Genomic DNA, 25,818 nt, shown 5'->3' with positions numbered 1-25,818 from the left:
ATGCGCAGGCTGCCCGGCATAGCCCTGGCCCTTTTTTGGGCCGCCACCGGTGCCCTTGCCGGGCCGTCGCGCGTGGTGTCGATGAACCTCTGCACCGATCAGCTGGCGATGCTGCTTGCAGCGCCCGGCCAGCTGGCCTCGGTGTCCTATATCGCGCGGGACGCCCGCGCCTCGGCCATGGCTGAAGAGGCCCTGGCCTACCCCGTCAATCATGGCCGGGCAGAGGAGATTTATCTCTTGAAACCGGATCTGGTGATTGCCGGCGCGTATTCGACCCCGGCCACCACGGGTATGCTGCAACGGCTTGGCGTGCCGGTGGTGGTGTTCCAGCCCGCGGACTCGCTGGAAGATGTGCGGGACCGCATCTTGCAAATGGGCAAGGTGCTCGGCCGCGAACAGGCCGCCCGCGATCTGCTGGCAGAGTATGACAGCCGGATGGGTTTGCTGCAGCCGGCAGATGGCCCGCGCCCGCGCGCCGCGCTTTATGCCGCCAACAGCTATACCTCCGGGCCCAAGTCGCTGGCCGGGCAGATCCTGGTGGCGTCGGGCCTCAGCAATATCGCCGCAGAGATGGGCTATGGCCGCTCCGGCAAGATGCCTCTGGAGGTGCTGGCGATGGCCGAACCGGACCTGCTGGTCGGCACCTCGCCCTATCCCCGCGCCTCGCGCAGCGAGGACAATCTGGCGCATCCGGTGGTGCAGCAGCTGGCGGCCCAAAGCGGCGCCGGGCAGATGCGCGATGCGGATTGGGTCTGCGGCACGCCGCATGTGCTGCGCGCGGTGCAAGGCCTGGCAGAGGAACGCCGCCTGTTCATCGAAAAGGAGAGCCGGGAATGACCCGTCTGATACTGGGGCTGTCCGGTGCCGTCGCGGTGCTGTTCCTGATCTCGCTGACCGTGGGGCCTGCGGATGTCGGCATGGGCGAGAGCCTAGCGGCGCTGTTTGACGGCAGCTACGGCCCGCTGACGCTGGTGATGCGGGAAATCCGCCTGCCGCGCGCCATTCTGGCCATTGTCATCGGCGGCGGGCTGGGGCTGGCGGGGGCCGCGATGCAGGGCTATCTGCGCAACCCGCTGGCTGAGCCGGGGCTGATCGGGGTGTCCTCTTCGGCAGCGCTGGGTGCGGTTCTGGCAATCAACACCGGCCTTGCCGCCTCGCTGACGCTGGGCCTGCCGCTGGCGGCGCTGGCCGGTGCCTTGGCGGGCGTGTTCCTGGTGATGGCGCTGGCCGGGCCGCAAGGCGGCTCGCTGTCGCTGATCCTGGCGGGGATTGCGATTTCTGCCATGGCGGGCGCACTCACCTCGCTGGTGCTGAACCTGTCGCCCAACCCCTTTGCCGCCAATGAGATCGTGTTCTGGATGATGGGCTCGCTGGCGGACCGGTCGATGGTGCATGTCTGGCTGGTGCTGCCCTTTGCGCTCACCGGGGCTGCAATCCTGCTGACCCTGGCACGGGGGCTGGATGCGCTGACCCTGGGCGAGGATGCGGCGCAGACCATGGGCATGAACTTGAACCGGCTGCGGCTGCTGCTGGTGATCGGCACCGCCAGCATTGTCGGCGGCGCCACGGCGGTGGCCGGCGCCATCGGCTTTATCGGCCTGGTGGTGCCGCATATCCTGCGGCCCTTGGTGGGCGGCCAGCCCTCGCGCCTGCTGTGGGCCTCGGGCCTGGGCGGCGCCATCATGCTGCAGCTGGCGGACATCGCGGTGCGGATCATCCTGCCGTCGCGCGACCTGAAGCTGGGGGTGGTGACCGCCCTGGTCGGCGCGCCCTTGTTCCTGCATCTGATCTACAAGACACGGAGGGGTCTGGCATGAGCCTGCTGTCGGTCGAAAACCTCTCCGTCACCTTGCGTGGCCGCCCGGTGCTCCGGGATGTGTCCTTAGAAATCCAGGCAGGCGAGTTCGTCGGCCTCCTGGGACCAAACGGCACCGGCAAGACCAGCCTGATGCGCGCGGCGCTGGGGCTGATCGCCTCCTGCGGCCGCAGCTCGCTGGCTGAGATGAGCGCGGCAGAGCGCGCCCGCGCGGTGGCCTGGATGCCGCAATCGCGCGAGATTGCCTGGCCGATCCCGGTGGAGCGGCTGGTGGCGCTTGGCCGCCTGCCGCATCTGCCGCAGGGGCTGCGGCTGCCGCCTGGCGATCAGGCGCTGGTCGACCAGTCGATTGCCCGCATGGGGCTGGATCCCTACCGCCAGCGCGCTGCCTCTCGCCTGTCGGGCGGCGAGCAGGCACGCGCGCTGATTGCCCGGGCGCTGGCACAGGACACGCCGCTTTTGATGGCGGATGAACCCGCCGCCGGGCTCGACCCGGCGCATCAGATCTCCACCATGGAGGTCTTTGCCGCGCTGGCTGCCGAGGGCCGCTCAGCCCTGGTCTCGCTGCACGACCTGGGGCTGGCGGCGCGCCATTGCACCCGGCTGATCCTGCTGGCCGAAGGCGGCATTCTGGCTGACGGGGCGCCCGCCGAAGTGCTGACGCCTGACCTTATGGCGCGCGCCTTTGGCATCTCAATCTGGCATCAGGCCACGGTGCAAGGGCCGGTGTTCCAGCCGCTGGAGGTGCTGTGATGAGTGCCGTCACCCTGGAACGGCCCTGGATCGAATTTGATCTGGGCACGGAGATGCAGGTGCTGAGCTGGGCGGTGAACCGCCCCGGCCTGGTCACTGCCCGCCGCATCCTGTGGCGCGAGGTCAGGAACAGCGATCTGCCGCGCAATCTGGATGTGACCGAGTGGTTCTCGGATGAGCTGTCCGCGCGCGGCAGCCAAGATGCGGTGGCTTTCCTCACCTCGCGCGATGTGCGCCGCTATTGTGAGGCCACAGCCAGGGTTGAGGGGCTCAGCGCCCATGCGGTGGCCACTGTCGGCCTGTCCAACGCCGAGCGCGTGGGCAGCCGGATGGATTACGCCAGCCGCAACTGGGGCACCATCAACGTGGCCCTGCGTCTGTCCGAAGGGCTGACCCAGGCCGGGCTGATCGAGGCGCTGAGCATTGCCGTCCAGGCGCGCACTGCGGCAGTGATGGAGGCGGGAATTGCCTTGCCGGGCGGCACTGCAACGGGCACCGGAACCGACTGCGCCGCGGTGGCGGCCCCGTCAGGCACGACCCCCTATGCCGGGCTGCACACCGCCGCCGGCGAAGCCATCGGCAAAGCCGTTTACCAGGCCGTCCACGCGGGCGCCCTGGAATGGAAATCAACCAACAGGAGGGCAGCACATGCCTGAGCTTCAACAGGTGCTGAAAGAGGCGCTGATGCAGGAGGACTGCGGCTGGAACATGGGGTCTTTTGGCGCCATTGGCGAGTTCCACCATGTCTATGGCGACTCGGCACCGCAGGAACAGGACGGGCTGATGCAGGTGACAGGCCGTGGCGGCGTCCGCATAGACAGCTTGGAGGGCGTGCGCCCGGTGGCCTATGAAACCCTCAGCCCAAAGCCGCACCGCTGGACCCAGGCGGTGTCGCTGTGCCTGCCTGAGGCTGCGGCGGCGATGAACCGGCGCGATGTGCTGACCGCGCTTGGCCCCGATGACGGCGCCTTGCGCGATGAAGACCGCGGCGCTTTGCTGTTCGACATGGGGCTGGGCCAGTTCCAGGCGGACTTTTGCATCCGCACCGCCGACCCGGAGCTGCTGGACGTGCTGGCTGCGCAGGCGGGCCGGTCGCTGTTTGAACATGGCAACCCGGCGATGGGGGCGATCCTGAAAGCACATCCGCACCGGGTGGTGCTGACGCGCATCGGCCGGGTTGAGGTCTACCAGATGATCGGCGGGCCGGACACCGGCGGCAAATCCCCCGAAGGGCCGCATACCCATGTGCTGCCGAAGCTGCTGCGCGCAGAGCGCACCCATTCCGCCAACACCCCGATCCCCGAAGGCTGGGTGCCCTGCTGCGGCGTGCATCCCGAAAACCCAGTGATCGGGCGGCTGGGCGAGGACAAGACCTTCAACCGCGCCGCCTTTGACGCCTTCCAGGAATTGCTGGGCGCCTGGGGTGCGGAACCTTACGCCCAGGGCAAGCAGGCGGTCTGGGCGCTGTTGCAGGCGGAAACCCCGGCTGAGGACGCCGCAGAGCCGGAGACCCGCGAAGGCCGGGCCGGCTGGCGCAATGGCATCCGCCAGTGGCGGGTGCTGCACGGCCCCGGCAAGCTGGCCAAGGCCTATGCTGAGCGGTTTGACCGCGGTGCCGGGCAGGAAGAGGAGGAAAACCCGGGCCATTGATGCCCGGCCCAGGCCGCCCGAGACTTGGCCGCCCGAGGCTTGGCCGCCGCCAGTGAAACGCAGGAAGCCGCCGGCCGGAAACGGATGGCGGCTTTTGCACCGGGCGGCTCCCTGCTGCTTTGCAGCATCAAAACTCCGCAGATGACCGGATTCGTACAACCAAGGACGGTTCTGGCGGTTGACTCCTGCGCACCCCCTGAGACACCCTGTCAATTGCTGCACGTGCAGCAATAGATTATGTCGGTACCCGGAGGATTCGGGAAAGATTCTTGCGCGGCCGATTTCGCACCGGCCGGGCGGGCTCTCCCGAGAGACCTGAATTGATGGCAGAGGACCAGAAATCAATGACCAATGTTGTAATCGCATCCGCCGCGCGCACCGCCGTCGGCTCCTTTGGCGGCGCGTTCGCCAACACCCCGGCCCATGACCTGGGCGCCGCGGTGCTGGAAGCCGTGGTGGAGCGGGCCGGTGTGGACAAATCCGAAGTGTCGGAAACCATTCTGGGCCAGGTGCTGACCGCCGCCCAGGGCCAGAACCCGGCGCGCCAGGCGCATATCAATGCAGACCTGCCGAAAGAAAGCGCTGCCTGGGGCATCAACCAGGTCTGCGGCTCGGGCCTGCGTGCAGTGGCACTGGCGGCGCAGCACATCCAGCTGGGTGACGCCTCGATCGTGGCGGCTGGCGGCCAGGAGAACATGACCCTGTCCCCCCATGCCGCACACCTGCGGGCCGGCCACAAGATGGGCGATCTGAAGTACATCGACACCATGATCCGCGACGGTCTGTGGGATGCGTTCAACGGCTACCACATGGGCCAGACCGCCGAGAACGTGGCCGAGCAGTGGCAGATCTCCCGCGATATGCAGGACGAGTTTGCCGTGGCCTCGCAAAACAAGGCCGAAGCGGCGCAGAAAGCGGGCAAATTCGCCGATGAGATCGCCCCGTTTGTGGTCAAGCACCGCAAGGGCGACATCACCGTGGACGCGGACGAATACATCCGTCACGGCGCCACCATGGACGCGATGCAGAAACTGCGCCCGGCCTTTGTGCGCGACGGCGGCACCGTGACTGCGGCCAACGCCTCGGGCCTGAATGACGGCGCTGCGGCCACCCTGCTGATGAGCGCAGACGAGGCTGAGCGCCGCGGCATCGAGCCGCTGGCCCGCATTGCGTCCTATGCCACCGCGGGCCTGGACCCGTCGATCATGGGTGTGGGTCCGGTCTACGCGTCGCGCAAGGCGCTGGAGAAAGCCGGCTGGGCCGTGGGCGACCTGGATCTGGTCGAAGCCAACGAAGCCTTTGCCGCCCAGGCCTGTGCTGTGAACAAGGACATGGGCTGGGATCCGTCGATCGTGAACGTGAACGGCGGCGCCATTGCCATCGGCCACCCGATCGGCGCCTCCGGCTGCCGGGTTCTGAACACCCTCTTGTTCGAAATGAAGCGCCGCGGCGCCAAGAAAGGCCTCGCCACCCTGTGCATCGGCGGCGGCATGGGCGTCGCCATGTGCGTCGAGCGCCCGTAAAACCGGCAACAAACCGTTAAAACTGAAGGACGCCCCCGGGCGTCCTTTTTCTTTTACATGGGCTGCCTATACTGCAGGTGCGACAATTTTTTCGCGGCAACGCAGAATTTTGCTGCGCAATATTGTTGCGCTCACCAATTGGAATCTGTAGCAAGATTACCAAGAGACTATGACTGGAGGATTCTCTGAATGGCACGTACTGCACTCGTCACCGGCGGCTCCCGCGGCATCGGCGCAGCAATTTCCCAAGCGCTGCAGGCGCAAGGCTGCACTGTGGCAGCGACCTATGCCGGCAATGACGAAGCCGCGGCGAAGTTTACCGAAGAGACCGGCATCAAGACCTATAAGTGGAATGTCGGCAGCTACGAGGAAAGCGCGGCAGGCATCGCCAAGGTCGAGGAAGAACTGGGCCCGATCGACATCGTGGTGGCCAATGCCGGCATCACCCGCGACGCGCCGTTCCACAAGATGACCCCGGAGCAGTGGCAGCAGGTGATCGACACCAACCTGACCGGCGTGTTCAACACTGTGCACCCGATCTGGCCCGGCATGCGCGAGCGCAAGTTCGGCCGCGTCATCGTGATCTCCTCGATCAACGGCCAGAAGGGCCAGTTCGCGCAGGTGAACTATGCCGCGACCAAGGCGGGCGATCTGGGCATCGTGAAGTCGCTGGCGCAGGAAGGCGCGCGTGCCGGCATTACCGCCAACGCGGTCTGCCCCGGCTATATCGCCACCGAGATGGTGATGGCGGTTCCGGAGAAGGTGCGCGAGTTGATCATCGGCCAGATCCCGGCAGGCCGCCTGGGCGAGCCGGAAGAGATCGCCCGCTGCGTGGCCTTCCTGGCCTCCGACAACTCGGGCTTCATCAACGGCTCGACCATCTCTGCCAACGGTGCGCAGTTCTTCGTCTGATTATTCATATCAGCAGAAACGGCAAGGGCCGGTCCAGATGGACCGGCCCTTTTCCTATCCCGTAAGGACGCTTGCGCGCTCAGGCCCAGCGGGAAACCTTGGGGCGGAGGGCTGGCACATGCCGCTTGCCGAACAGCCAGGTCCACGCTTGTTTCAGCACCAGGCCTCGTTCGGCATGGGCACGCGCCATGGCAGTCTTGGTGGCGGCGTCAGCAGTGTATTCCAGCATGTCAGGCCTCCTTTTTTTCGGATCAGTATCCTTTACCTGCACCCAATATGAGGACGTTCCGTCAAACGGACAAACGAGTTTTTTACAGACTTCAGTTAAGGTATACTTGTGTGAAGATGATTGATCGCCTGCCGCCCCTCACTGCTTTGCGCGCCTTTGACGCTGCTGCCCGCCATATGTCCTTTGCCAAAGCGGCGGAGGAGCTGAACGTGACCCCTGCCGCGCTGTCCTTTCAGATCAAATCGCTGGAGGAGCACCTGGGCCAGCCGCTGTTCCGCCGCCTGAACCGGGCGGTGGAGCTGACCGAGGCAGGCAAGACGCTGGCGCCGGGGGCGGCGGAGGGGTTTGAGGCGCTGACGGCGGCCTGGCGGGCCACCCGGCGGCTGCAGGACAACACCACGCTGACGGTGACGGCCGGACCGGGCCTGACCGCGAAATGGCTGGCGCCGCGGCTTTATGAATTTGCCCGGGCGCATCCGGAAATCGATCTGAGGTTCTCGGCCACGCTGCGGATGCTGGATTTTGTGCGGGACGAGGTCGATGTGGCGATCCGGTTCGGCTATGGCCCGGATGAGGGGCTTTATGTGGTGCCGGTACCGCCGGAATGGGTGACACCGGTGATGTCGCCAGAGCTGGCGGAGCGCTATACCACACCGGAGAGCCTGATAGAGGCACCGCTGATCTTTGACGAATCCATCGACTTTCTGGACCCGCCCGCCGATTGGCCCGCCTGGTTCCGCACCCAGGGCATCAGCTTTGATCCGACCCATGGCTCGCATTTCTCGCAGGCCGATCACGCCATCGACGCCGCTGTGGCGGGGGCCGGTGTGGCGCTGGGGCGGCGCGGCATGGCAATCACCGACCTGCATGCGGGACGGCTGGTGGCGCCTTTCAAGACCGCGATCGAAACCAAGGCGCATTTCCGGTTCCTGTGTGCGCCGGGAACCGAGACCCGGCCGCAGATCGCAGCGTTCCGCGACTGGTTCATTGCCGAGATCGACAAAACCGCCTACGTCTCGGAGGAATTTGAGATCATTCCTGTCGAGGACATCCCCCCGCCATGACCAAGACCCGCGCGACCGCCATCGGCTTTGTTGCTGTTCTTCTGTGGTCGCTGCTGGCCTTGCTGACCGTCGGATCGGAACCGGCGCCGCCCTTGCTGCTGAACGCGCTGTGTTTCAGCATTGGCGGCACGCTGGGGATCATATGGACCGCGGGCTCGGGCAAGCTGGGGCAGCTGAAGGAGGTGTCTTTTAAGGTTTACGCTTTTGGCACGCTGGGGCTGTTTGGCTATCACGCCCTGTATTTTTCGGCACTGCGGCTGGCGCCGGCGGCGGAGGCCGGGCTGATCGCCTATCTGTGGCCGCTGCTGATCGTGCTGTTTTCGGGCCTGCTGCCCGGAGAAAAGCTGAAGGCCGGGCATCTGATCGGCGCAGGCTTGGGCTTTGCCGGGGCGGCGACGATCATTTCGGGCGGCGGCAGCGGGTTTGAGGCGCAGTATCTGCCGGGCTACGGTCTCGCGCTGCTGTGCGCGCTGACCTGGTCGGGGTATTCGGTGCTGTCGCGGCTGGTGGGCAAGGCGCCGACCAGTTCGGTTGCGGTCTTCTGCCTGGCCACAGCTGCAGCGTCCTGGGGGCTGCATTTCGCGCTGGAGGAGACGGAGTGGCCTGCGGGCACATTGGGCTGGGTCTCGACCCTGCTGCTGGGGCTCGGCCCTGTAGGGCTGGCGTTTTATGTTTGGGACATCGGCGTCAAGCAGGGCGACATTCAGATGCTGGGCACAAGTTCCTATGCCGCACCGCTGCTGTCGACTTTGATCCTTGTGCTGGCGGGGATTGCCGCGGCCTCCTGGGGGCTGACGCTGGCGGCGGCGCTGATCACTGGTGGCGCGCTGATTGCGGCACGGGCCAGCGCCGCGAAGTGATCCGGAAATGAAAAGAGGGCCGCCGCGCGGGCAGGCCCTCTGAAACTTGTGCCGGGCTCGCCCGGCGGAACTGTTCAGACTGCGTCTGCTGTCAGCCGGGAAATCTCTTCCTTCAGCTTCAGCTTCTGCTTTTTCATTGCCGCGATTTGCAGATCGTCGGTACCGGGCGATCGTTGGGCCTGTTCCACTTCCATGCTCAGATGCTCGTGCTTCTTCTTAAGTTCGGTCAGATGCGAGCTGAGGCTCATGGCAACCCTCCTTTTTTGAGCTAGATGTGTTTGACAGAAAGAGTGGACCACAAGTTTCCGCGTCTGTCACGCTGCAGCCGCAGTATTTTTGTCATGAAATTTTCATATCGGCTATGCGCCGCGCAATTTGCCGCAGGCTGGCGCCCCTTATGGCAGAGTTTTGCTGTTGAAATTTCTCTATGGTTGAAACTTTTGAAAACCGGCCTTACGGTTGCGCCAGAGCGCCTCAGGCAGGTTTCGGCCAGGGCAAAGCCGCTCCGTCCCGCAGCACGGCCCGGATTTCCGGCCGGTAGCTGTCCCCGTCCTGCTCGTGCCGGATGCCTTCATGCAGAATCAGCGGCGCGTGCAGACGGAAGCCGGCCCTGCCGCCCTTGCGCGCCCGCAGAATGACCAATTCCGCCGCGCGGCCAGCGCGCGGCGCCAGCGGCAGCACTTCGAGGGACCCCAGCACGCCGCCGCAGCCCGCCAGCATGTCCGGCAGCCGGTCCGCCCGCTGGATCATGTGCAGATAACCCTTGGGCGCCAGGCGGCGGGCTGCGGCGGTGATCCACTCGGCCAGCGGGGTTTCCTCTCCCAGCGCCACCCGGCGGCCTGCGTCCTGTGACGGGCTGTGAGCGCCTGCCTTGTAATAGGGCGGATTGGCGATCACGTGGTGGAATTGGCGTTGCCTCAGCGCATCGGGCAGCGCCGAGAGATCAGTCTCGAAAACCTCGATTTGCCGGCCGTTCTCCGCCCCGTTGCGCCGTGCGAGCGCTGCGTAGGCCGGCTGCAGTTCGACACCGGTCAGAACCAGCCCCGGCACCCGTGCCGCGGTGCAGAGCAGCGCCTGGCCGGCCCCGCAGCCCAGCTCCAGCAGCCTCTCCCCTGCCCGCGCCGGAACCGCGGCCGCCAGCAGCACCGGGTCCACCCCGGCACGGTAGCCCTTGGCCGGCTGCCACAGCTGCACCTTGCCGCCCAGAAAGCCGTTGCAGGTCAGATCGCTGTCCGCGAAACCGCTCATCTTCCCAGTGGGATTTCGTTGTCGCGCATCACGATCAAAGCTTCATCATAATCATCCTCATGCACCATCAGGCGGCGCGGGAAAATTCCGATCCCGCCTTCCAGGACGCTCATATTTACGTCCATTTGAAAGCAGTCTATATCCTCTCCCTCAAGGAGGGCGGAGGCAAAGGCCATGATCGTCGGGTCAGTGCTGCGCAGAAGCTCTTTCATGAGAACGGATCTAAGGGCAAGGCGCAGGTCTTGTCGAGCCTCGCAGGCAGGAATGTGATGGACCAAGTGATGACCAGGAAGCCGCATGAGATGCTGGCCGCAACGCTGCAGGAAGAGCTGGAGGCGGTAAACGCGCTGATCCGCACCCGGATGGCGTCCGAGCATGCGCCGCGCATTCCGGAAGTGACCGCGCATCTGGTTGAAGCCGGCGGCAAGCGGCTGCGGCCGATGCTGACGCTGGCGGCGGCACGGATGTGCGGCTACGCGGGCGATCACCACCTGAAACTGGCGGCGACGGTGGAGTTCATCCACACCGCCACCTTGCTGCATGACGATGTGGTGGACGAAAGCGCCCAGCGGCGCGGGCGGCCCACGGCGAACCTTTTGTGGGACAACAAAAGCTCGGTCCTGGTGGGCGATTACCTCTTTGCCCGCAGTTTCCAGCTGATGGTGGAGACCGGCTCCCTGCGGGTGCTGGACATTCTCGCAAATGCCTCGGCCACCATTGCCGAAGGTGAAGTGCTGCAGATGACGGCGGCCTCGAACCTGAAAACGGATGAGGACATCTATCTGCAGGTGGTGCGCGGCAAGACCGCGGCGCTGTTCTCGGCGGCGACCGAAGTGGGCGGGGTGATTGCCGGGGCGCCGGAGGAGCAGGTGAAGGCGCTGTTTGCCTATGGCGACGCGCTGGGGATTGCCTTCCAGATTGCCGATGACCTCTTGGACTATCAGGGCGACAGCAAGGCCACCGGCAAGAACGTCGGCGATGATTTCCGCGAGCGCAAGCTGACGCTGCCGGTGATCAAGGCGGTGGCGCAGGCGACGGATGAGGAGCGTGCGTTCTGGATGCGCACCATCGAGAAGGGCAAGCAGCAGGACGGCGACCTGGAGCAGGCGCTGGCGCTGATGGCGAAGTACAAGACGCTGGAAGCCACCCGCGAGGACGCCTATGGCTGGGCTGCCAAGGCGCGGGAGGCGCTGGACGCCCTGCCCGATCACGAGATCCGCAGCATGCTGCGCGATCTGGCCGATTATGTGGTGGCGCGGCTGAACTGATCCGGCCCGCTGGTACAGGTGCAGGGGGCGCTGCCCCCTCGGCCTGACGGCCTCACCCCCGGAGTATTTCAGACCAGAAAGAAGCCGCAGGGCGGCGGCGCGCCGTGCGCCAGCGCGGCGCCGGGCCCAACGGCGGGCAAGCATCTTTGATGCGCCGCCCGCGGGCGGGAGCTTCCGGCCTTAGCTCAGGACGGCCGCGCTGCACCACCAATCGGGATGTTCCGCGCCGATTTCATAAGCCGCCATATGGGCGGCTTTTTTTGTGGGATAAAGCGCAAAGCAGGTGGCGCCGGAACCGGACATGCGGGCCAGCAGCGCCTGGCGGGAGCTGCGCAGATCGGACAAGGTGCGGTCTATGGCCGGCGCCAGCGCCCGGGCCGGGGCTTCCAGGTCGTTGCGCTGTTCCGAAAGCCAGGCGGTGCAGTCTTCGGCGCCTGTGAAAACCGGAACCTCTGCCGGCATCGGCGCATTGTCACGGGAGGCAAGCGCCGCAAACACCGGACCCGTGGGCACATGCGCACCGGGGTTGACCAGCAACGCGTGCAGCTGCGGCAGCGCAACGGCCTCGACCTGATCGCCGATCCCCCGCATCCGCGAGGCCCGGGCTGCCATGCAGACCGGCACATCCGCCCCCAGCGACAAGGGCAGAGCCTCCGGTACCGGCACCCCCTGCCCGGCAAGCGCGCGCAGGACAGCCGCAGCATCAGAGGAGCCGCCGCCGATGCCCGCGCCGTGGGGCAGGTGCTTGTTCAGGCGGATCCGCCCGCGCCAGCCTGCCCCCGCGGCGGCTTTCCACACCAGGTTGCGCTGATCCGCGGGCACGCCTTCGGCGAAGGGGCCGGTGACCTCCAGAGCCATCTCCGGCCCCGGTTCCAGCCGCAGATCATCGCCGGTCCCGGCAAAGGCCACCAGGGAATCGAGCAGATGGTAGCCATCCGCGCGGCGGCCGGTCACATGCAGGGTCAGGTTGATCTTGGCGGGTGCAAAGACCTCAGCCGCCATTGGCCACTTCCAGCGGCTCGGCGCCCTCTTCCGCCAGCACCGCGTCCAGACCGATGTCCAGCTTGCGGCGGATGCGTTCAGGGTCGGCCTCGCCGTCGGTGTCTTCCGGGTCGATGAAGGAGAGTGCGCGCTTCCACTGGAACTCGGCCTCGCGGGCGCGGCCCACCGCCCAGTAGACGTCGCCGAGGTGGTCATTGACCACCGGATCCACCGGCATCAGTTCCACCGCCCGCTCCATATGGGCGACGGCTTCCTCGAAGCGGCCCATGCGGTACAGCACCCAGCCAAGCGAGTTGACGATATAGCCGGAATCGGGGCGTGCGGCGACGGCGCGTTCGATCATGTCCAGCGCCTCGTCCAGCTTGCTGCGCTTTTCCACCAGAGAATAGCCCAGGTAGTTCAGCACCTGCGGCCGGTTCGGGTCCAGCGCCAGCGACGCGCGGAAATCAGCCTCGGCCTGCGCCCAGTGGCCCAGCCGCTCGTGGCAGATGCCGCGGGCGTAGAGCAGGAACCAGCGGCTGCCGCTGTCCTGAGCCGTTCTATCCAGCGCCTTGTCATAGGCGCCGGCGGCACCGGCATAATCCTCCTGCTGGCGCAGCAGGTCGCCAAGGCTCACATAGACGGCAGGCTGATCCGGGAAATCGCGGGCCAGTTTCTCCAGCACTTCGATCGCCGCGTCCGGCTTGGCAGCGCGGCGCAGCGCCTCGGCGCGGCCCATTTCCGCTGCGTGGTAATCAGGATGGCTGGCCGGCACTTGTTTATAGGTGGCAACCGACAGCTCGTAGCGGCCCAGCTGGTCCAGCAGGCCCGCGCTCAGCAGGATTGCATCCACATGACCGGGGCGCAGCGAGGCCGCCATCCGGGCATACATCAGCACGTAGTCGTTGGCGGTGTCACCGTTCAGGGCCGAGCCAAGCGTGTAAAACACCTCGGCGATGCCTTCGCGCGGACCGGGAGCAATGGTGAAGGCGAGAGTTGCGCCGGACTGAAGCCGGGCCTCCAGCGCCTCAAGCCCCGGGTCGAGACGGCTGCCGAAGGCTGCATTGAGGGCGTTGCGGGCCTCATCGTTGCGGCCCAGCTGCGACAGGATCTGCACCCGCGCGATGGCGGCCCGGCGGCTGAGGCTGGCAAGGCGCCCGTCCTCGGCGGCAAACAGCTCTTCCGCACCGCCGTAATCGCCCGCCGAGGCCAGCGCCAGCGCCCGGTGATAGAGCACGAAGGGCCGCAGGCTGCTGTCCTTGGCAAGCCGGTCAAACGTCTTGAGCGCGCTGGACACCGAGCCTGCACCAATATGCGCCCAGCCTTCCAGCAGGCCGTCCACCAGCGGGTGGATCGCCTCTGTCTCGGGATCGCGGTCCAGGATCGCCTGGTAGTCTTCCGCCGCCGCATGGCCGCCCGCGATGACGACATTGGCCACCTGGCTGCGCGCGCCGGTCTGCAACAGCCGCTCTGCCACCGGCACCGCCAGTTCCGCCTTGCCCATGGCGAGCTGCGCGAAGACCACATTTTCCATCAAGAGCGGGTTCTGCGGATCCCGCGCCAAAGCCTGGGTGTAATAGAGCGCCGCAGCCGCAAAATCGCTGTCATAGGTCGCTGCCCGTCCGGCCAGATAAGATCCTGCCAGCCCGTCCGCCTGGGCGGCGGATACAGAAGCGGCCACCAGGGCCGCACTTGTCAGGGTGCGGAGAATGGGTACGGGCACGGGGGACCCCCTTACGGTTTACTGCTCTTGCTCTTCTAAGAAAGCGTAGTGCGCCGCCCGTCAACACGCAATGGGGCGGCCCGAAGACCGCCCCATAAAATCCGGCAAAAGCCCGCCGGAATGCTAACGTTCCCGTTACATGTTCGGGTAGTTCGGGCCGTCGCCGCCCTGCGGCGTGGTCCAGGTGATGTTCTGGGACGGGTCCTTGATGTCGCAGGTCTTGCAGTGGACGCAGTTCTGGAAGTTCACCACGAACTCCGGCTTGCCATCGTTTTCAACCACCTCGTAGACGCCGGCCGGGCAGTAGCGCTGCGCAGGCTCTGCGAACTTGGGCAGGTTGACCTGGATCGGGGTGTCCTGGTTGCCCAGCTGCAGGTGGCAGGGCTGGCTTTCCTCGTGGTTGGTCATCGCAAAGGACACGTTGGTCAGGCGGTCAAACGACAGCACGCCATCGGGCTTGGGATAATCGATCGGCTTGTGCTTGGAGGCTTCCTCGGTCAATTCGGCGTCGTTCTTGCCGTGGCTCAGGGTGCCGAAGAAGGAGAAGCCCAGCAGGTTGTTGGTCCACATGTCCAGCCCGCCCAGCGCCAGCGAGGCGGTGAGGCCCCACTTGGACCACATCGGCTTGACGTTGCGGACCATCTTCAGGTCCTTGCCGATGGCGCCATTGCGCACTTCGGTTTCATAATCGGTCAGCTCGTCGCCGGAACGTTCAGCCTTGATCGCCTCATAGGCGGCTTCGGCCGCGGCCTTGCCCGAGAGCATCGCGTTGTGGTTGCCCTTGATGCGCGGCACGTTGACCATGCCCGCGGAGCAGCCCAGCAGCGCCACGCCCGGTGCGACCAGTTTCGGCATCGACTGATAGCCGCCTTCGGTGATGGCACGGGCGCCATAAGCTACGCGCTTGCCGCCTTCCAGCAGCTGGGCAACCACCGGGTGGTGCTTGAAGCGCTGGAATTCCATGTAGGGGAACAGGTGCGGGTTCTTGTAGTTCAGGTGCACCACGAAGCCCACATACACCTGGTTGTTGTCCAGGTGGTAGATGAACGAACCGCCGCCCGCGTTGGAGCCCAGCGGCCAGCCCATGGTGTGGGTGACAGTGCCTTCCTTGTGCTTGGCCGGATCGATCTCCCAGATCTCTTTCATCCCAACGCCGTATTTCTGCACGTCCTTGCCGGCCTGCAGGTCATACTTGTTGATGACTTCCTTGGCCAGCGAGCCGCGAACGCCTTCGGAGATGAAGACGTATTTGCCGTGCAGCTCCATGCCGGGCTCGTAAGACGGGCCGGGGGTGCCGTCGGCGTTCTTGCCGAATTCGCCGGCAACCACGCCTTTGACTTCGCCGTTGTCGCCATAGACCAGTTCCGAGCAGGCCATGCCCGGGAAGATCTCGATGCCCAGTTCCTCGGCCTGCTCTGCCATCCAGCGGCAGACGTTGCCCATGGAGACGATGTAGTTGCCGTGGTTGTTCATCAGCGGCGGCATCGGGAAGTTGGGGATGCGGACGTGGCCGGCTTCGCCCAGCATCAGGAAGTTGTCTTCCTTCACCTCGACATTCAGCGGCGCGCCTTTTTCCTTCCAGTCGGGGATCAGCGCGTTCAGGCCGCAGGGATCCAGCACCGCGCCGGACAGGATATGCGCGCCCACTTCGGAGCCTTTTTCCAGCACCACGACCTCAAGGTCGCTGTCCAGCTGTTTCAGGCGGATGGCCGCAGACAGACCGGCGGGGCCGGCCCCGACGATCACCACGTCGTATTCCATCGCTTCGCGTTCAATCTCGGCCATTTGCGGCGCTCCTTGGCTTTCTTTTCGCTACAGGCCCCACCGGGCGCAATTTTGTGTCGCGGCTGCTTAGCGTTTGCCAGCCCCGCAGGTCAATCCAAACTCGACGTTAGCCCCCTGTAAAACAGGGTTCTGAGACAAAAAGTGCGCCGGTTTTCGTCACTCAGTGTCCATTTTCCGCCTCAGCTGCTGTCTCGGGCCTGTCTCCCATCAGGTATCTCGGCCCCTGCCCCTTCTGTGCCGCGCGGTCTTCGGGGTTGTAAAGTTTGCAATTCGGAAGCGAAAGACAGCCGCAGCCTATGCAGCCGTCCAGATTGTCGCGCAGTTTCACCAGAGTTTCGATTCGCTGGTCCAGATGGCTGCGGAACCCTTCGGAGATTCGCGCCCAGTCCTCTTTCGTTGGCGTCCGCCCGCCCGGCAGGTCTTTCAGAAACCCGCGGATCTCGGGCAGCGAGAAGCCGAACTGCTGGGCGATCATGATGAAGCTCATCCGGCGGATGTCGGCGCGGTGAAACCGCCGCTGGCCGCCCGCGTTGCGCCAGGGCTCCACCAAACCTTGCGCCTCGTAATAGCGGATGGCCGACACGGCGAGGCCGGTGCGCTCGGCCAGATAGCCGATGGAAATCCCGGCGGATGAGGGCATGCAAATCTCCTGCAGAAAACTCTTGAGCTCAAGTAAGGTTTAGAAATTACGGTGAGTTGTATCAACAGGTTTATCCGAGCAAAGGAGTATCCGAATGAGCGCGGTTTTAGAGCATGCAAACGTCACCGTGGCAGATCCCAACGCCACAGCGAAATGGATGCAAGAGGTGTTTGGCTGGCATGTGCGCTGGGAAGGCGAGGCCAAGAACGGCGGCTACACCGTGCATGTCGGCGAAGAGAACAGCTACCTGGCGCTCTACACGCCGCGCACGCCTGCTGGCAAAGCGCCGGAGAGCTATGGCATCGTCGGCGGGCTGAACCACCTGGCGGTGATTGTCGAAGATCTGGACGCCACCGAAGACGCGGTGAAGGCAGCCGGGTACACCCCCATCAACCACGGCGACTATGAGCCAGGGCGCCGGTTCTACTTCCACGACGAGAACGGTATCGAATACGAGGCGGTGCAATATGATTGATGGCCTTTGGCAGGCGGGTCTGCCTGCCCTTCCCTCCCGCGGCATCTTTCCGCGCAAACCTGTGGAAAACCCGCCGAAATCGTCCGCTTGAGCGGATTTCACGGCGCCCGGGGTCCGCGGCCACTTGAAATCGGGCGCCGGATTGGGTCAGGTAATTGTCAACCGGACCGGAGGCCCCGCGGCAGATGCTGCGGGGCTCCGGCTTTCCACATGACAAGAACAATAAGCGACCTGGACCAATCACATGGAAAAGATCCCGATGACCCCGGCCGGCCACGCCGCGCTGGAAGCCGAACTGAAGAACCTGAAATCCGTCGAGCGCCCGGCCATCATCCAGGCGATCGCCGAAGCCCGCGAACTGGGCGATCTGTCGGAAAACGCGGAATACCACTCGGCCCGCGAAAAGCAGTCCTTCATCGAGGGCCGCATCAAGGAGCTGGAAGGCATCCTGTCGCTGGCCGACGTGATCGACCCCTCCAAGCTTTCCGGTGCCATCAAGTTCGGCGCCAAGGTGACCGTAGTGGACGAGGACACCGACGAGGAGAAATCCTGGCAGATCGTCGGCGAGCATGAAGCCAACATCGAAGCGGGCCTCTTGAACATCAAATCGCCGATTGCCCGCGCCTTGATCGGCAAGGAAGAAGGCGACAGTGTGGAAGTGCGCACCCCCGGCGGCGAGCGCGGCTACGAGATCCTCAAGATCGTCTATTCCTGATCACCAAGGTAAACGGGCATTTATGACAGGCTCCAGCACAGGTTCCAGCAGCGCCCCGGGCTCCAAGGCACCGGGCAGCCGCCCGCTGCCCCGCATTGACGCGCCCGGCGGCAATGGCCTGGGCGGGGCTGAGCTGGTGGCCATCGGCCTTGGCGCCCTGTGGCTGCTGGCGGCGGCGGGGCTGTACCTCTTTGGCCCGGAAGACGGCGGCCTGGCGCAATGGGCTGACCTGATCACCGGCGTGCTGGCCCTGGTGCTGCCGCTGGCGATGCTGTGGGTTGCGGCCTCTGCCGCGCGCTCGGCCCGGGTGATGCGGGAGGAAAGCGAGCAGCTGCAGGCCGCCATCGACGGGCTGCGCCAGACCTACCTGGCCCAGGCGCAGCAGCATGCGGCGGTGGCGGAGCCTTCGGTGAGCAAGCGGCTGGAGGAAATCGCCGAAGCCACCCGCAAGACTGAAACCGCGCTGGCCACCTTCCACACCAGCCGCCGCGACACCCCGGCGCGCCCGGCAATTCCGGCGGCCGCAGCTGAGATGACCGCCGCCGAGCAGGGTTCTCTCGCGCTTGGCACCGATGCCGCCGACACCGCCCCGCCGCTGGCCGCAGAGCAGTTCATCCGGGCACTGAATTTCCCGGAAACCGCCGAGGATCATGAAGGCTTTGCCGCGCTGCGCGCCGCGCTGCAGGACCGCAAGGCCGCACAGGTGATCCAGGCCGCGCAGGATGTGCTGACGCTGCTCAGCCAGGACGGCATCTATATGGACGACCTGCGCCCCGATATGGCCCGCCCGGAAATTTGGCGCCAGTTCGGCCAGGGCGCCCGCGGACGGGCGGTGGCGGCTTTGGGCGGCGTGCGCGACCGCACCTCGCTGGCGCTGACCGCAGCACGGATGAAGCAGGACCCGATTTTCCGCGATGCCGCGCATCACTTCCTGCGCCGGTTCGACCAGATGTTTGCCGATTTCGAGGCCGAAGCGAGCGACAGCGAGATCTCCGCCCTCGGCGACACCCGCACGGCGCGCGCTTTCATGCTGCTGGGCCGGGTGGCCGGGACATTCGACTAGGGGGGCGGCCCGTTGGGCCGCTGCCTGCAGCGCGAGTATTTAAGACCAGAAAGAAACAGGAACGGTGCCGCGCCGTGCGCCAGCGCGGCGCTATGCCCAACGGCGGGCACGCATCTTTGATGCGCTGTGCCGCGGGCGGGAGCTTCCCGGCTACATTGCGAAACTGCCGTAGGGGATGAAGCGCACCGGATCGCCCGGCTGGATATGGGCGGCACCGTCGCCGAGCTCCACTAGGCCCTCGGCCCAGCTAAGACCGCTGATGCGGCCGGAGCCTTCGGATTTGAAGACCTCCGCCTTGCCGTCCCGCACCCGTGCCCGCAGGTATTCGCGGCGGCCCGGTTTCTTGCGTTTCCCGAAGGCGGCCGGGATGTCGAAACCCTGCGGCACCTGCCAGCCTGCGCCCGCCATCAGCCCCATGGCGGGTCGCGCAAAGATCAGAGTGCAGACCAGCGCTGCCACCGGGTTGCCCGGCAGGCCGAACACCGGCGTGCCCTGCCACATGCCCAGTGCCAGCGGGCGGCCGGGTTTCAGCGCGATGCGCCATTCCTGCATCGCGCCCGCCTCGCGCAGAAGTGCCGACATGTGGTCTTCATCGCCTGCCGAGGCGCCGCCGGAGGTCAGGATCACATCCGTCTCCGCCGCTGCCGCATCCAGCCGCGCCCGCAAAGCCTCGCGGTCATCCGCCGCCTTGCCCAAGTCCACTGGCAAAAAGCCCAGCTGGCGGATCAGCGCCAGCAGCATCGGCCGGTTGGCGTCAAAGATCTGTCCCTTGCCCGCAGGCCCGCCTGCCTCCACCAGTTCATCGCCGGTGGAGAGCACCCCGACCCGCAGCGGCAGCCGGACGGTAAGCTCTGCCAGCCCCACCGCCGAGGCCAGAGCCAGGTCTGCCGGGGTGATCACCCGGCCCGCGGGCAGGATGACCTCATCTGCGCAGACATCCTCACCCGCCTGGCGGGTGTTGGCGCCTTGTTTCAGCGGGCCATTGAAGGCGATCTGGGTGCCATCGGTGTTCACATCCTCTTCCAGGATCACCGTGTCCACCCCGTCCGGCAGCGCTGCCCCGGTCAGGACCCGGATGGCGCTGCCGGCAGGCACTTCCCCCTCGAACGGCACGCCCGCTGCGGCGCGGCCCTCCACCAGCGGCAGCACATGCGGCCCCTCTGCCCGCAGGCCGGCAAAGCCGTAGCCGTCCACCGCCGTGTTCGGCAGCGGCGGATTCGAGCGCTTGGCGACCGCATCCTCTGCCAGCACCCGGCCCAGGGCGTCTGCCAGCGGCACGGCTCCCGCACCGGTGACCGGCCCCAGCCGCTCCCGCAGCAGGGCCAGCGCGTCATCCACCGGCGTCCAATCGACGCCCGCGGGCAGGGCAAAACAATCGTTGCTGAGCGGCGGCGGCGTCAGGCCGCCCGGCCCGTCCGGGGCCAGCGCGTTCAAGCGGTCCTCAAATCCGGTGCCCAAAATCCAAGCCTCCTCTTGTGCCTCCTCAGGCGCAGCCTCCAGCATTGCCGCCAGCTCCTCTGCCGGCAAGCGGCTGAGCGCCTGGGACAGCAACCGCATCTGCACCTGGTCACGTATTTCCTCAGGTCCGGCAGCCGCCATCGCAGCCTTTACCGCCGGTTCGATCAATCCTGGCCAGACTTCCGCAAACACGATTTGCGCGGCCGCAACCTTTTCGAACGGCCAGACAGCGGCCTGATGCCGCAGCCGCAGCCGCTGCAGCACCGGCAACCCCATCAGGACCTGGCTGCCCACCGTCGGGTTGAAGAACAGCTGAAAACAGGAAGACGCCGCCTTGGCCGCCAGATCCGCACGGCGCCGTTCAGCCACATCCGCATAGAGGATACCAGACTTGCGGTAGGGGATTTCGGGCCAGGCTTTCTCATCCGGCTTACCCCAGAACGGACCGGGACCGGCAAACAGGCGATTCATGGCTGAGGCCACTTCAAACCGGTTGTTGCTGCCGTCCCCGGCATCTTCGATGCGTTCTTCCAGCCACTGCCAGAGCGCAAAGGGATCGTCCGAGCCGGTCACCCGGCGGGCAAATCCGCGCGGGTAGCCAAAGGGGAAGTCAAATACCGCCAGCACCCGCCGGCCCGCCACCTGTTCGGCGGCCAGGAAGCTGTTGATCCAGGCCTCGGCCTCCTGCCGGCTGCGGCAGTAGATTTGCTGCTCCGCTTGCCCGCCACGTGCCACGCCCAGCCAGATGGCGTCCTTGCTGGGCCGCTGCGGCCTGCGCCTGGCGGCGGACCAATCGACCGCCAGCACGGTATCAAAGCCGGTCACAGCCCCAATTCCGCCTGAATGAAATCCGCAACCGCTGCAGTGTCATCGAGGTCAAAAACCGGACGGTCCAAGTGCAGCGGCACATCGCTGGCGACAGCGCGGATAGAGGGATCCTCCGGCGCGATCAGCGGCTGGCCTGCAGCGGTGCGGTAGGCTTCGATCTTTGGATGGGGTTCGCGTTTGAAGCCCTCGACCAGCACCAGATCCACCGGGCGCAGGCGCGAGAGCAGCTCGGTGAAAGACGGCTCCCCTGCCCCGCGCAGTTCCTGCATGATGGCAACCCGGTTGGGCGAGGCCAGCACCACCTCGGAAGCGCCTGCCTGCCGGTGCCGGTAGCTGTCGGTGCCGGGCTGGTCGACGTCTGTGGTATGATGGGCGTGTTTCAGGGTCGAGACCGTCAGCCCGCGGGCGCAGAATTCGGCCACCAGCCGCTCCATTAGCCCGGTCTTGCCGTTGTTTTTCCAGCCGGTGATGCCGTAGATCTTCATTTGATCAGCGCCTCGGCGCGGGCCAGATCATCCGGCGTGTTGATGTTGAAGAAGGGGTCAAACGGCTCTGCCTCGAACAGTGCCTCGCGCCCGCCGTGCTGATCGGTCCACAAGACCACCTTGCGCAGGCCATCCTGCAACGCCGCGCGCAGGTCGTCGCGCAGGGCAACAGGCCAGAGGCCAAAGGCCGGGTGCCGGTTGATACGCTTGCCGCCGCCGGACTTCAGCGCTTCCTCACCGGTGCGCGGGGTGGTGGCCAGCACCAGCGGATGCTCCATGCCCTCGGACGCTGCGGTCAGCCTGGCCACCAGATCCTGCGGGAAGAAGGGTGTGTCGGCGGCGGCGGTGACGATGGTCTCCGCGCCCTGCTCCGCCGCCCAGTCGAGCCCGGCCAGGACGCCGGCCAGAGGACCGGCGAAACCTTCGATCGAGTCTGCAATCACCGGCAGGCCCAGGTCGGCGAACCGCTCCGGGTCGCCATTGGCGTTGAGCGCAAGCCCTGCGACCTGCGGCGACAGACGGTCCACGACACGGGACAAGAGGCTCTGGCCGCCGACCTGCAGCCGCCCCTTATCGCCGCCGCCCATCCGGGTGGCGAGGCCGCCTGCGAGGATTACGCCGAGGGGCTGGGTCATTGTGTTCTCTTATCCTCTTGCTGGTGGTACCAATCAATGATTTGTGCTCGGACTACCGCTGGTTCGCCAATCGGTTCAAACATTCGATCCGAAAAAACAAATCCAAGGTGGGCAAAACCGAAGACTAACATTTCACCTTTTTCCCGAGGGGCATCGAGTTTGGTCCAGCACGAAAAATAATTCCATTCCGGTGAGTGCAGCTCGATCCCTTCAGCCGACACCTTCGCCTTAAGATTGGAATCCTGCAGCTTCTTATGAAATACCTTCACTGGCCGGTAGGAAAGCGCCGCCAGGGTAAACAACACGGCAAGTCCCACGATCAACACCAAACCATAATAGGCAAGCGGAGCATCAGATATGGCAACCTTCAACTGCTTAAAGGTGTTCATCGCGACAATCAGCCCAACAACAAGTCCGGACAAACCGAAAAACAGGCTCTTGACTGCAACCGCCAATTGCCACGGACCGCTGTACAAATTTTTGTAGACTAACCTGCCGCCCGACTTCAGCTCCTTGAGCGTTGGCTTGTAATCAAACTCATAAATCAAATTGCTCATCCCGCACTCTTGCGCCGGTGCTTCTTCTCTTCTACCGGTGCGTCTTTCGGATCCATGTCGCGCACCAGCCGCTCCTCGCCCGAGAGGCAAATAAACCGCTGGCCGCGCATGCGGCCGATGAGGGTGAGGCCAACCTCGCGAGCGATCTCAACGCCCCAAGCGGTGAAGCCCGAGCGGGAGGCCAGCACCGGGATGCCCATCATCGCGGTCTTGATCACCATTTCCGAGGTCAGCCGGCCGGTGGTGTAGAGGATCTTGTCCGCCGCCTCTGCCTGCTCCGACAGCATCCAGCCGGCGATCTTGTCCACCGCGTTGTGGCGGCCGACGTCTTCCATATAGACCAGCGGGCGGTCCTGATGGCAGAGCACGGTGCCGTGGATGGCGCCGGCCTCCAGGTACAGGGACGGCGTGCGGTTGATCTTGTGGGCCAGCGCATAAAGCCAGGAGGTTTTCACTTCCACCTCAGGCAGGCGCACATCCTCCAGCCCCTCCATCATGTCGCCGAAGACGGTGCCGACGGCGCAGCCCGAGGTGCGGGTCTTCTTCTTCAGCTTTTCCTCGTGGCTGGTTTCCACCGCAGTGCGCACCACCACGGTTTCCAGGTCCTCGTCATAGTCGACGCAGGTGACCTCATCTTCGTTCCGCAGCATGCCCTGGTTGCGCAGGAAGCCAAGCGCCAGATATTCCGGGTAGTCGCCAATGGTCATCGCGGTGACAATTTCCTGGCTGTTCAGGAAGATGGTCAGGGGGCGTTCCTCGACCACCGCGATCTCGCTGGCCTCACCGTTCTGGTCAACGCCGGTGACGGCGCGGGTCAGGCGCGGGTCGGAAACGCCGGGGGCGATCAGATATTCCGCCCCGTCACTTTTGCTGACATCCGTTCGGGCCAATTGCAAACCTCCAGTTTCAGGCGTAGGCCGGTTCAAACGCAATCTAGGGTGCCCGCATGGCAATCACCACCACCAAATCGGCCTTTTGGAAGGGCTTCCGCGACAGCGCACCGTTCATCTTCATGGCGTCGCCCTTTGGCTTCCTGTTCGGGGTTCTGGCGGCAGAGGCCGGGCTCATTGTGCCCGAGGCCTTTGCGTTTTCGCTGGCGGTCTTTGCCGGAGCGGCGCAATTCACCGCGCTGCAACTGATGCAGGAGAATGCACCGCTGATCATCATCCTGATTTCAGCGCTGGCGGTGAACCTGCGGATGGCGATGTATTCCGCCTCTCTGACACCTTACCTGGGTGATGCGCCGATGTGGCAGCGGGCGATTGCCGCCTATTTCATGGTCGACCAGTCTTATGCGCTGTCGATCGTGCAGTTCGAGAATGAGCCCAAGATGCCGGTTGCCCACCGCATGGCTTATTTCTTTGGCACCAATGGCATCGTGGCGCCGGCCTGGGTGATTGCCACCGCTTTGGGTGCGCTGGTCGGCACCCGCATTCCGGAAAGCTGGGGGGTGGATTTTGTGCTGCCGCTGGCCTTCCTGGCGATGATCGGGCCGATGCTGCGCACGCCTGCCCATGTCGCGGCCTGTTTCGTGGCGGTCGCCACCTCGCTGCCGGCCTCCGCCCTGCCCTATAACCTTGGGCTGATCGTGGCGGGCATTGCCGGCATGATGGCAGGCGCCCAGGCAGAACTGTGGCTGGAGCGGCAGAAAGCCAAGACGGAGGCGGCAAAATGAGCAGTATTCCTGCACCCATTCTATGGACCGTGATCATCGGACTGGCTCTGGGCAGCTATGGCTTGCGCTTTGCCTTCATCGGCTTCATGGGCGGCAAGCCGATTGCGCCCTGGCTGATGCGCCATCTGCGCTATACCGCGGTGGCGATCATTCCCGCGCTGGTGGCGCCGCTGGTGGTCTGGCCCGCACCCACGGATGGCGCCCCCAGCCTGATCCACTTTGCCGCCGCCGCGGCAACCTTTGCTGTCGGCTACCTCACCAGAAACGTGCTTTACGGCCTCGCTGCCGGCGGTGTTTCACTGCTGCTCTTGTACCTTGCGGCCTAAGCGCTCATTGCCGGGTCAAGGGACGCGCTAGCGTCCGCGCTGCAAGCGCGGCTTGCCCTTGAGGCGGCGGTGAGTGCGGTAGAATGGCTACGGCCTTGAGGGCAGACCTGCCCCTCAAGGCCTTCTCAGCAATTCACTTGGCCATGGGCAGCATGGCCCGCGCCGGGCAGGCAACGGCCCGGCGCCACCGGGCTGCTTTTAACAGGGGTTACTCTTCGGCAGCGCTCAGGGCCGCATCACTGCGGGCCAACCCGTCCTGCAGGTCAGCACTGTCGGTCTCGTAGTATTTGTCCGTCGCCACGCCGGGCAGCTGGCCGAATTGCTCTGCCAGTTTCTCCGGATAGAAGGTGCGCTCCAGGCTCTCGAACCCCGGAACCTGCTGCAGGATGGCAATGGTTGCCTGTGCACAGAAGGCACCGGGCACACGGCCATTGGCCACCGCCAGCTGATAGGCTTTCTGGGCCTGTTCCGGCGTCACCTCAACCGTTTGCACCACCACATGGAAAGTGCTGCGGGCATGGGCACCGCGATAGGCCTTCTCAACCGCCGGGGTGATGCCGTACAGCACGTCATCGCGCTCCGGCACCACCGAAGCATAGAACGAGCCCGCCGGGTCAAAGATCACCCGCTCGGAGGCGTTGATCATCAGCGACGCATGGCCGCCCCGCCCGGTGCGGTTGTTGATCATGGTATATAGGGTGAGTGTGGCCGGGCCGGGATGGCGGTAAGCCACCTGCGCCAGCGTTTCAGCATCCGCATTGGGCTGCTGAGGCGCCGCGCAACCCGCCAGCGCGAGCATCACCGCGCCAAGGCACAGCAGGTTGCGCATCATCATGTTTCCCTGATTGCCGGGCTGAGGATCAGGAGGCGAAAACAGCCAGAAAGATCGCGAAGAAGAACAGCGCGATGCAGGAGCGGGTGATGAAGGTCAGAAATCCTGCATAGACCTTTTCCTGAACGGTGGTGTCCATGGTGCCGTGCTGATGTTCAGCCATGTGCGTGTTCCCTCGAATTCACGTGCATTTTTCCGGTGATTACCGGATTTGCCCTGCACTGTCACCACGTCAATAAAGCGCATAGGGGTAAAAAATACCTGCGACCCCGGCCTTGCCCGGCCGAAACGGCAGATTTTACGGGCGGCAGCCCGAA

30 protein-coding genes are annotated in these 25,818 nt (G+C 65.2%); 15 read left to right on the top strand and 15 right to left on the bottom strand.

Translation table 11 applies throughout. The features are described 5' to 3' along the window. The 7 genes from ACXAEH_RS19910 to phbB all read left to right on the top strand — a co-directional run bounded on the left by ACXAEH_RS19910 (position 1) and on the right by phbB (position 6,654). The gene (locus ACXAEH_RS19910; RefSeq protein ID WP_475035296.1) at positions 1-837 is read left to right on the top strand and encodes an ABC transporter substrate-binding protein; all 837 of its coding nucleotides are present in this window, start codon (positions 1-3) and stop codon (positions 835-837) included. Beyond that, positions 834-1,817: a FecCD family ABC transporter permease gene (locus ACXAEH_RS19905; protein WP_475035294.1), complete on the top strand. Its 984-nt coding sequence runs from the start codon at positions 834-836 to the stop codon at positions 1,815-1,817. Before ACXAEH_RS19910 ends, ACXAEH_RS19905 begins: the two co-directional genes overlap by 4 nt. Continuing rightward, entirely contained in the window at positions 1,814-2,569 is a 756-nt protein-coding gene (locus tag ACXAEH_RS19900) for an ABC transporter ATP-binding protein (RefSeq protein ID WP_475035293.1), read from the top strand. Before ACXAEH_RS19905 ends, ACXAEH_RS19900 begins: the two co-directional genes overlap by 4 nt. Next, positions 2,569-3,225 carry an adenosylcobinamide amidohydrolase gene (locus tag ACXAEH_RS19895; RefSeq protein WP_475035291.1) on the top strand — a complete coding sequence of 219 codons (657 nt, stop codon included), beginning with the start codon at positions 2,569-2,571 and terminating at the stop codon, positions 3,223-3,225. The genes ACXAEH_RS19900 and ACXAEH_RS19895 overlap by 1 nt, the downstream gene beginning before the upstream one ends. Continuing rightward, positions 3,218-4,219: a DUF6925 family protein gene (locus ACXAEH_RS19890; RefSeq protein ID WP_475035290.1), complete on the top strand. Its 1,002-nt coding sequence runs from the start codon at positions 3,218-3,220 to the stop codon at positions 4,217-4,219. The genes ACXAEH_RS19895 and ACXAEH_RS19890 overlap by 8 nt, the downstream gene beginning before the upstream one ends. Positions 4,220-4,563: 344 nt before the next feature. Then, positions 4,564-5,742 carry an acetyl-CoA C-acetyltransferase gene (locus ACXAEH_RS19885; RefSeq protein WP_475035289.1) on the top strand — a complete coding sequence of 393 codons (1,179 nt, stop codon included), beginning with the start codon at positions 4,564-4,566 and terminating at the stop codon, positions 5,740-5,742. 189 nt (positions 5,743-5,931) lie between these two features. Then, positions 5,932-6,654, top strand: a complete 723-nt coding sequence (gene phbB, locus ACXAEH_RS19880) for an acetoacetyl-CoA reductase (protein WP_475035287.1) — start codon at positions 5,932-5,934, stop codon at positions 6,652-6,654. Positions 6,655-6,733: 79 nt separating this feature from the next. Here the strand turns inward: phbB and ACXAEH_RS19875 are convergent, their stop codons facing one another. Then, complete coding sequence (locus ACXAEH_RS19875) at positions 6,734-6,883, bottom strand: hypothetical protein (protein WP_475035285.1); 150 nt, start codon at positions 6,881-6,883, stop codon at positions 6,734-6,736. Positions 6,884-6,999: 116 nt separating this feature from the next. Between ACXAEH_RS19875 and ACXAEH_RS19870 the strand changes: the two genes are divergently transcribed. Then, the gene (locus ACXAEH_RS19870) at positions 7,000-7,947 is read left to right on the top strand and encodes a transcriptional regulator GcvA (RefSeq protein WP_475035283.1); all 948 of its coding nucleotides are present in this window, start codon (positions 7,000-7,002) and stop codon (positions 7,945-7,947) included. Next, entirely contained in the window at positions 7,944-8,807 is an 864-nt protein-coding gene (yddG, locus tag ACXAEH_RS19865; RefSeq protein ID WP_475035280.1) for an aromatic amino acid exporter YddG, read from the top strand. The genes ACXAEH_RS19870 and yddG overlap by 4 nt, the downstream gene beginning before the upstream one ends. Positions 8,808-8,881: 74 nt before the next feature. Here yddG and ACXAEH_RS19860 read toward each other — a convergent pair whose 3' ends face one another. The 3 genes from ACXAEH_RS19860 to ACXAEH_RS19850 form a co-directional block, all read right to left on the bottom strand. Then, positions 8,882-9,055 (bottom strand): YdcH family protein, encoded by a 174-nt coding sequence (locus ACXAEH_RS19860; RefSeq protein WP_082018047.1) that lies wholly within the window; start codon positions 9,053-9,055, stop codon positions 8,882-8,884. A 226-nt stretch (positions 9,056-9,281) separates the two neighbouring features. Beyond that, the gene (locus ACXAEH_RS19855) at positions 9,282-10,055 is read right to left on the bottom strand and encodes a tRNA1(Val) (adenine(37)-N6)-methyltransferase (RefSeq protein ID WP_475035278.1); all 774 of its coding nucleotides are present in this window, start codon (positions 10,053-10,055) and stop codon (positions 9,282-9,284) included. After that, a complete protein-coding gene (locus tag ACXAEH_RS19850; RefSeq protein WP_475035276.1) occupies positions 10,052-10,267 on the bottom strand; it encodes a putative signal transducing protein in 216 nt (71 codons plus the stop codon). Before ACXAEH_RS19850 ends, ACXAEH_RS19855 begins: the two co-directional genes overlap by 4 nt. 57 nt (positions 10,268-10,324) lie before the next feature. On the opposite strand from ACXAEH_RS19850, the gene ACXAEH_RS19845 reads away from it, so the two are divergent. Then, positions 10,325-11,323, top strand: a complete 999-nt coding sequence (locus ACXAEH_RS19845) for a polyprenyl synthetase family protein (RefSeq protein ID WP_475035274.1) — start codon at positions 10,325-10,327, stop codon at positions 11,321-11,323. Between the two features lie 180 nt (positions 11,324-11,503). Here ACXAEH_RS19845 and ACXAEH_RS19840 read toward each other — a convergent pair whose 3' ends face one another. The 4 genes from ACXAEH_RS19840 to soxR all read right to left on the bottom strand — a co-directional run bounded on the left by ACXAEH_RS19840 (position 11,504) and on the right by soxR (position 16,452). Next, positions 11,504-12,325, bottom strand: a complete 822-nt coding sequence (locus tag ACXAEH_RS19840) for a 4-(cytidine 5'-diphospho)-2-C-methyl-D-erythritol kinase (RefSeq protein WP_475035272.1) — start codon at positions 12,323-12,325, stop codon at positions 11,504-11,506. Continuing rightward, positions 12,315-14,027 (bottom strand): tetratricopeptide repeat protein, encoded by a 1,713-nt coding sequence (locus ACXAEH_RS19835; protein WP_475035270.1) that lies wholly within the window; start codon positions 14,025-14,027, stop codon positions 12,315-12,317. The genes ACXAEH_RS19840 and ACXAEH_RS19835 overlap by 11 nt, the downstream gene beginning before the upstream one ends. A gap of 135 nt (positions 14,028-14,162) precedes the next feature. Continuing rightward, positions 14,163-15,812, bottom strand: coding sequence for an electron transfer flavoprotein-ubiquinone oxidoreductase (locus ACXAEH_RS19830; RefSeq protein WP_475035269.1), 1,650 nt, complete (start codon positions 15,810-15,812; stop codon positions 14,163-14,165). A gap of 160 nt (positions 15,813-15,972) precedes the next feature. Beyond that, a complete protein-coding gene (gene soxR, locus ACXAEH_RS19825) occupies positions 15,973-16,452 on the bottom strand; it encodes a redox-sensitive transcriptional activator SoxR (RefSeq protein WP_475035267.1) in 480 nt (159 codons plus the stop codon). A 94-nt stretch (positions 16,453-16,546) separates the two neighbouring features. On the opposite strand from soxR, the gene ACXAEH_RS19820 reads away from it, so the two are divergent. From ACXAEH_RS19820 to ACXAEH_RS19810, 3 genes are all read left to right on the top strand, one after another. Next, positions 16,547-16,927: a VOC family protein gene (locus ACXAEH_RS19820; protein ID WP_475035266.1), complete on the top strand. Its 381-nt coding sequence runs from the start codon at positions 16,547-16,549 to the stop codon at positions 16,925-16,927. Positions 16,928-17,171: 244 nt separating this feature from the next. After that, positions 17,172-17,642, top strand: coding sequence for a transcription elongation factor GreA (gene greA, locus ACXAEH_RS19815; RefSeq protein ID WP_475035264.1), 471 nt, complete (start codon positions 17,172-17,174; stop codon positions 17,640-17,642). Positions 17,643-17,664: 22 nt separating this feature from the next. Continuing rightward, complete coding sequence (locus tag ACXAEH_RS19810) at positions 17,665-18,705, top strand: hypothetical protein (RefSeq protein WP_475035263.1); 1,041 nt, start codon at positions 17,665-17,667, stop codon at positions 18,703-18,705. 150 nt (positions 18,706-18,855) lie between these two features. Here ACXAEH_RS19810 and ACXAEH_RS19805 read toward each other — a convergent pair whose 3' ends face one another. The 5 genes from ACXAEH_RS19805 to fdhD are packed head-to-tail and all read right to left on the bottom strand — an operon-like array spanning position 18,856 to position 23,558. After that, complete coding sequence (locus ACXAEH_RS19805) at positions 18,856-20,988, bottom strand: molybdopterin-binding protein (RefSeq protein ID WP_475035262.1); 2,133 nt, start codon at positions 20,986-20,988, stop codon at positions 18,856-18,858. Further along, positions 20,985-21,476, bottom strand: coding sequence for a molybdopterin-guanine dinucleotide biosynthesis protein B (gene mobB / locus ACXAEH_RS19800; protein ID WP_475035261.1), 492 nt, complete (start codon positions 21,474-21,476; stop codon positions 20,985-20,987). Before mobB ends, ACXAEH_RS19805 begins: the two co-directional genes overlap by 4 nt. Further along, complete coding sequence (mobA, locus tag ACXAEH_RS19795) at positions 21,473-22,111, bottom strand: molybdenum cofactor guanylyltransferase MobA (RefSeq protein ID WP_475035259.1); 639 nt, start codon at positions 22,109-22,111, stop codon at positions 21,473-21,475. Before mobA ends, mobB begins: the two co-directional genes overlap by 4 nt. Next, complete coding sequence (locus ACXAEH_RS19790) at positions 22,108-22,668, bottom strand: hypothetical protein (protein WP_475035258.1); 561 nt, start codon at positions 22,666-22,668, stop codon at positions 22,108-22,110. Before ACXAEH_RS19790 ends, mobA begins: the two co-directional genes overlap by 4 nt. Then, on the bottom strand, positions 22,665-23,558 hold the full coding sequence (gene fdhD / locus ACXAEH_RS19785; protein ID WP_475035256.1) for a formate dehydrogenase accessory sulfurtransferase FdhD: 894 nt from the start codon (positions 23,556-23,558) through the stop codon (positions 22,665-22,667). Before fdhD ends, ACXAEH_RS19790 begins: the two co-directional genes overlap by 4 nt. 56 nt (positions 23,559-23,614) lie before the next feature. On the opposite strand from fdhD, the gene ACXAEH_RS19780 reads away from it, so the two are divergent. Next, entirely contained in the window at positions 23,615-24,343 is a 729-nt protein-coding gene (locus ACXAEH_RS19780) for an AzlC family ABC transporter permease (RefSeq protein ID WP_475035255.1), read from the top strand. Beyond that, a complete protein-coding gene (locus ACXAEH_RS19775; protein ID WP_475035254.1) occupies positions 24,340-24,669 on the top strand; it encodes an AzlD domain-containing protein in 330 nt (109 codons plus the stop codon). Before ACXAEH_RS19780 ends, ACXAEH_RS19775 begins: the two co-directional genes overlap by 4 nt. 208 nt (positions 24,670-24,877) lie before the next feature. Here the strand turns inward: ACXAEH_RS19775 and ACXAEH_RS19770 are convergent, their stop codons facing one another. Then, entirely contained in the window at positions 24,878-25,498 is a 621-nt protein-coding gene (locus ACXAEH_RS19770) for a hypothetical protein (RefSeq protein ID WP_475035252.1), read from the bottom strand. A gap of 31 nt (positions 25,499-25,529) precedes the next feature. Beyond that, a complete protein-coding gene (locus ACXAEH_RS19765; RefSeq protein ID WP_475035251.1) occupies positions 25,530-25,664 on the bottom strand; it encodes an aa3-type cytochrome c oxidase subunit IV in 135 nt (44 codons plus the stop codon). Positions 25,665-25,818 lie beyond the last annotated feature (154 nt).

This window comes from Leisingera sp. ABM4_060 (assembly GCF_056158765.1).
This window is presented reverse-complemented; position numbering and strand designations above follow the sequence as displayed.

What these genes read in the sequence shown, in the direction of transcription:
- ACXAEH_RS19840 (WP_475035272.1), bottom strand. Translation starts at nt 12,325, where the DNA reads ATGGCGGCTGAGGTCTTTGCACCCGCCAAGATCAACCTGACCCTGCAT.
- ACXAEH_RS19870 (WP_475035283.1), top strand. Translation starts at nt 7,000, where the DNA reads ATGATTGATCGCCTGCCGCCCCTCACTGCTTTGCGCGCCTTTGACGCT.
- ACXAEH_RS19875 (WP_475035285.1), bottom strand. Translation starts at nt 6,883, where the DNA reads ATGCTGGAATACACTGCTGACGCCGCCACCAAGACTGCCATGGCGCGT.
- ACXAEH_RS19860 (WP_082018047.1), bottom strand. Translation starts at nt 9,055, where the DNA reads ATGAGCCTCAGCTCGCATCTGACCGAACTTAAGAAGAAGCACGAGCAT.
- ACXAEH_RS19810 (WP_475035263.1), top strand. Translation starts at nt 17,665, where the DNA reads ATGACAGGCTCCAGCACAGGTTCCAGCAGCGCCCCGGGCTCCAAGGCA.
- ACXAEH_RS19780 (WP_475035255.1), top strand. Translation starts at nt 23,615, where the DNA reads ATGGCAATCACCACCACCAAATCGGCCTTTTGGAAGGGCTTCCGCGAC.
- ACXAEH_RS19885 (WP_475035289.1), top strand. Translation starts at nt 4,564, where the DNA reads ATGACCAATGTTGTAATCGCATCCGCCGCGCGCACCGCCGTCGGCTCC.
- ACXAEH_RS19900 (WP_475035293.1), top strand. Translation starts at nt 1,814, where the DNA reads ATGAGCCTGCTGTCGGTCGAAAACCTCTCCGTCACCTTGCGTGGCCGC.
- ACXAEH_RS19905 (WP_475035294.1), top strand. Translation starts at nt 834, where the DNA reads ATGACCCGTCTGATACTGGGGCTGTCCGGTGCCGTCGCGGTGCTGTTC.
- ACXAEH_RS19775 (WP_475035254.1), top strand. Translation starts at nt 24,340, where the DNA reads ATGAGCAGTATTCCTGCACCCATTCTATGGACCGTGATCATCGGACTG.
- ACXAEH_RS19765 (WP_475035251.1), bottom strand. Translation starts at nt 25,664, where the DNA reads ATGGCTGAACATCAGCACGGCACCATGGACACCACCGTTCAGGAAAAG.
- ACXAEH_RS19910 (WP_475035296.1), top strand. Translation starts at nt 1, where the DNA reads ATGCGCAGGCTGCCCGGCATAGCCCTGGCCCTTTTTTGGGCCGCCACC.
- phbB (WP_475035287.1), top strand. Translation starts at nt 5,932, where the DNA reads ATGGCACGTACTGCACTCGTCACCGGCGGCTCCCGCGGCATCGGCGCA.
- ACXAEH_RS19845 (WP_475035274.1), top strand. Translation starts at nt 10,325, where the DNA reads ATGGACCAAGTGATGACCAGGAAGCCGCATGAGATGCTGGCCGCAACG.
- ACXAEH_RS19850 (WP_475035276.1), bottom strand. Translation starts at nt 10,267, where the DNA reads ATGAAAGAGCTTCTGCGCAGCACTGACCCGACGATCATGGCCTTTGCC.
- ACXAEH_RS19830 (WP_475035269.1), bottom strand. Translation starts at nt 15,812, where the DNA reads ATGGCCGAGATTGAACGCGAAGCGATGGAATACGACGTGGTGATCGTC.
- ACXAEH_RS19790 (WP_475035258.1), bottom strand. Translation starts at nt 22,668, where the DNA reads ATGAGCAATTTGATTTATGAGTTTGATTACAAGCCAACGCTCAAGGAG.
- yddG (WP_475035280.1), top strand. Translation starts at nt 7,944, where the DNA reads ATGACCAAGACCCGCGCGACCGCCATCGGCTTTGTTGCTGTTCTTCTG.
- mobA (WP_475035259.1), bottom strand. Translation starts at nt 22,111, where the DNA reads ATGACCCAGCCCCTCGGCGTAATCCTCGCAGGCGGCCTCGCCACCCGG.
- ACXAEH_RS19770 (WP_475035252.1), bottom strand. Translation starts at nt 25,498, where the DNA reads ATGCGCAACCTGCTGTGCCTTGGCGCGGTGATGCTCGCGCTGGCGGGT.
- mobB (WP_475035261.1), bottom strand. Translation starts at nt 21,476, where the DNA reads ATGAAGATCTACGGCATCACCGGCTGGAAAAACAACGGCAAGACCGGG.
- ACXAEH_RS19855 (WP_475035278.1), bottom strand. Translation starts at nt 10,055, where the DNA reads ATGAGCGGTTTCGCGGACAGCGATCTGACCTGCAACGGCTTTCTGGGC.
- greA (WP_475035264.1), top strand. Translation starts at nt 17,172, where the DNA reads ATGGAAAAGATCCCGATGACCCCGGCCGGCCACGCCGCGCTGGAAGCC.
- ACXAEH_RS19895 (WP_475035291.1), top strand. Translation starts at nt 2,569, where the DNA reads ATGAGTGCCGTCACCCTGGAACGGCCCTGGATCGAATTTGATCTGGGC.
- ACXAEH_RS19890 (WP_475035290.1), top strand. Translation starts at nt 3,218, where the DNA reads ATGCCTGAGCTTCAACAGGTGCTGAAAGAGGCGCTGATGCAGGAGGAC.
- ACXAEH_RS19820 (WP_475035266.1), top strand. Translation starts at nt 16,547, where the DNA reads ATGAGCGCGGTTTTAGAGCATGCAAACGTCACCGTGGCAGATCCCAAC.
- soxR (WP_475035267.1), bottom strand. Translation starts at nt 16,452, where the DNA reads ATGCCCTCATCCGCCGGGATTTCCATCGGCTATCTGGCCGAGCGCACC.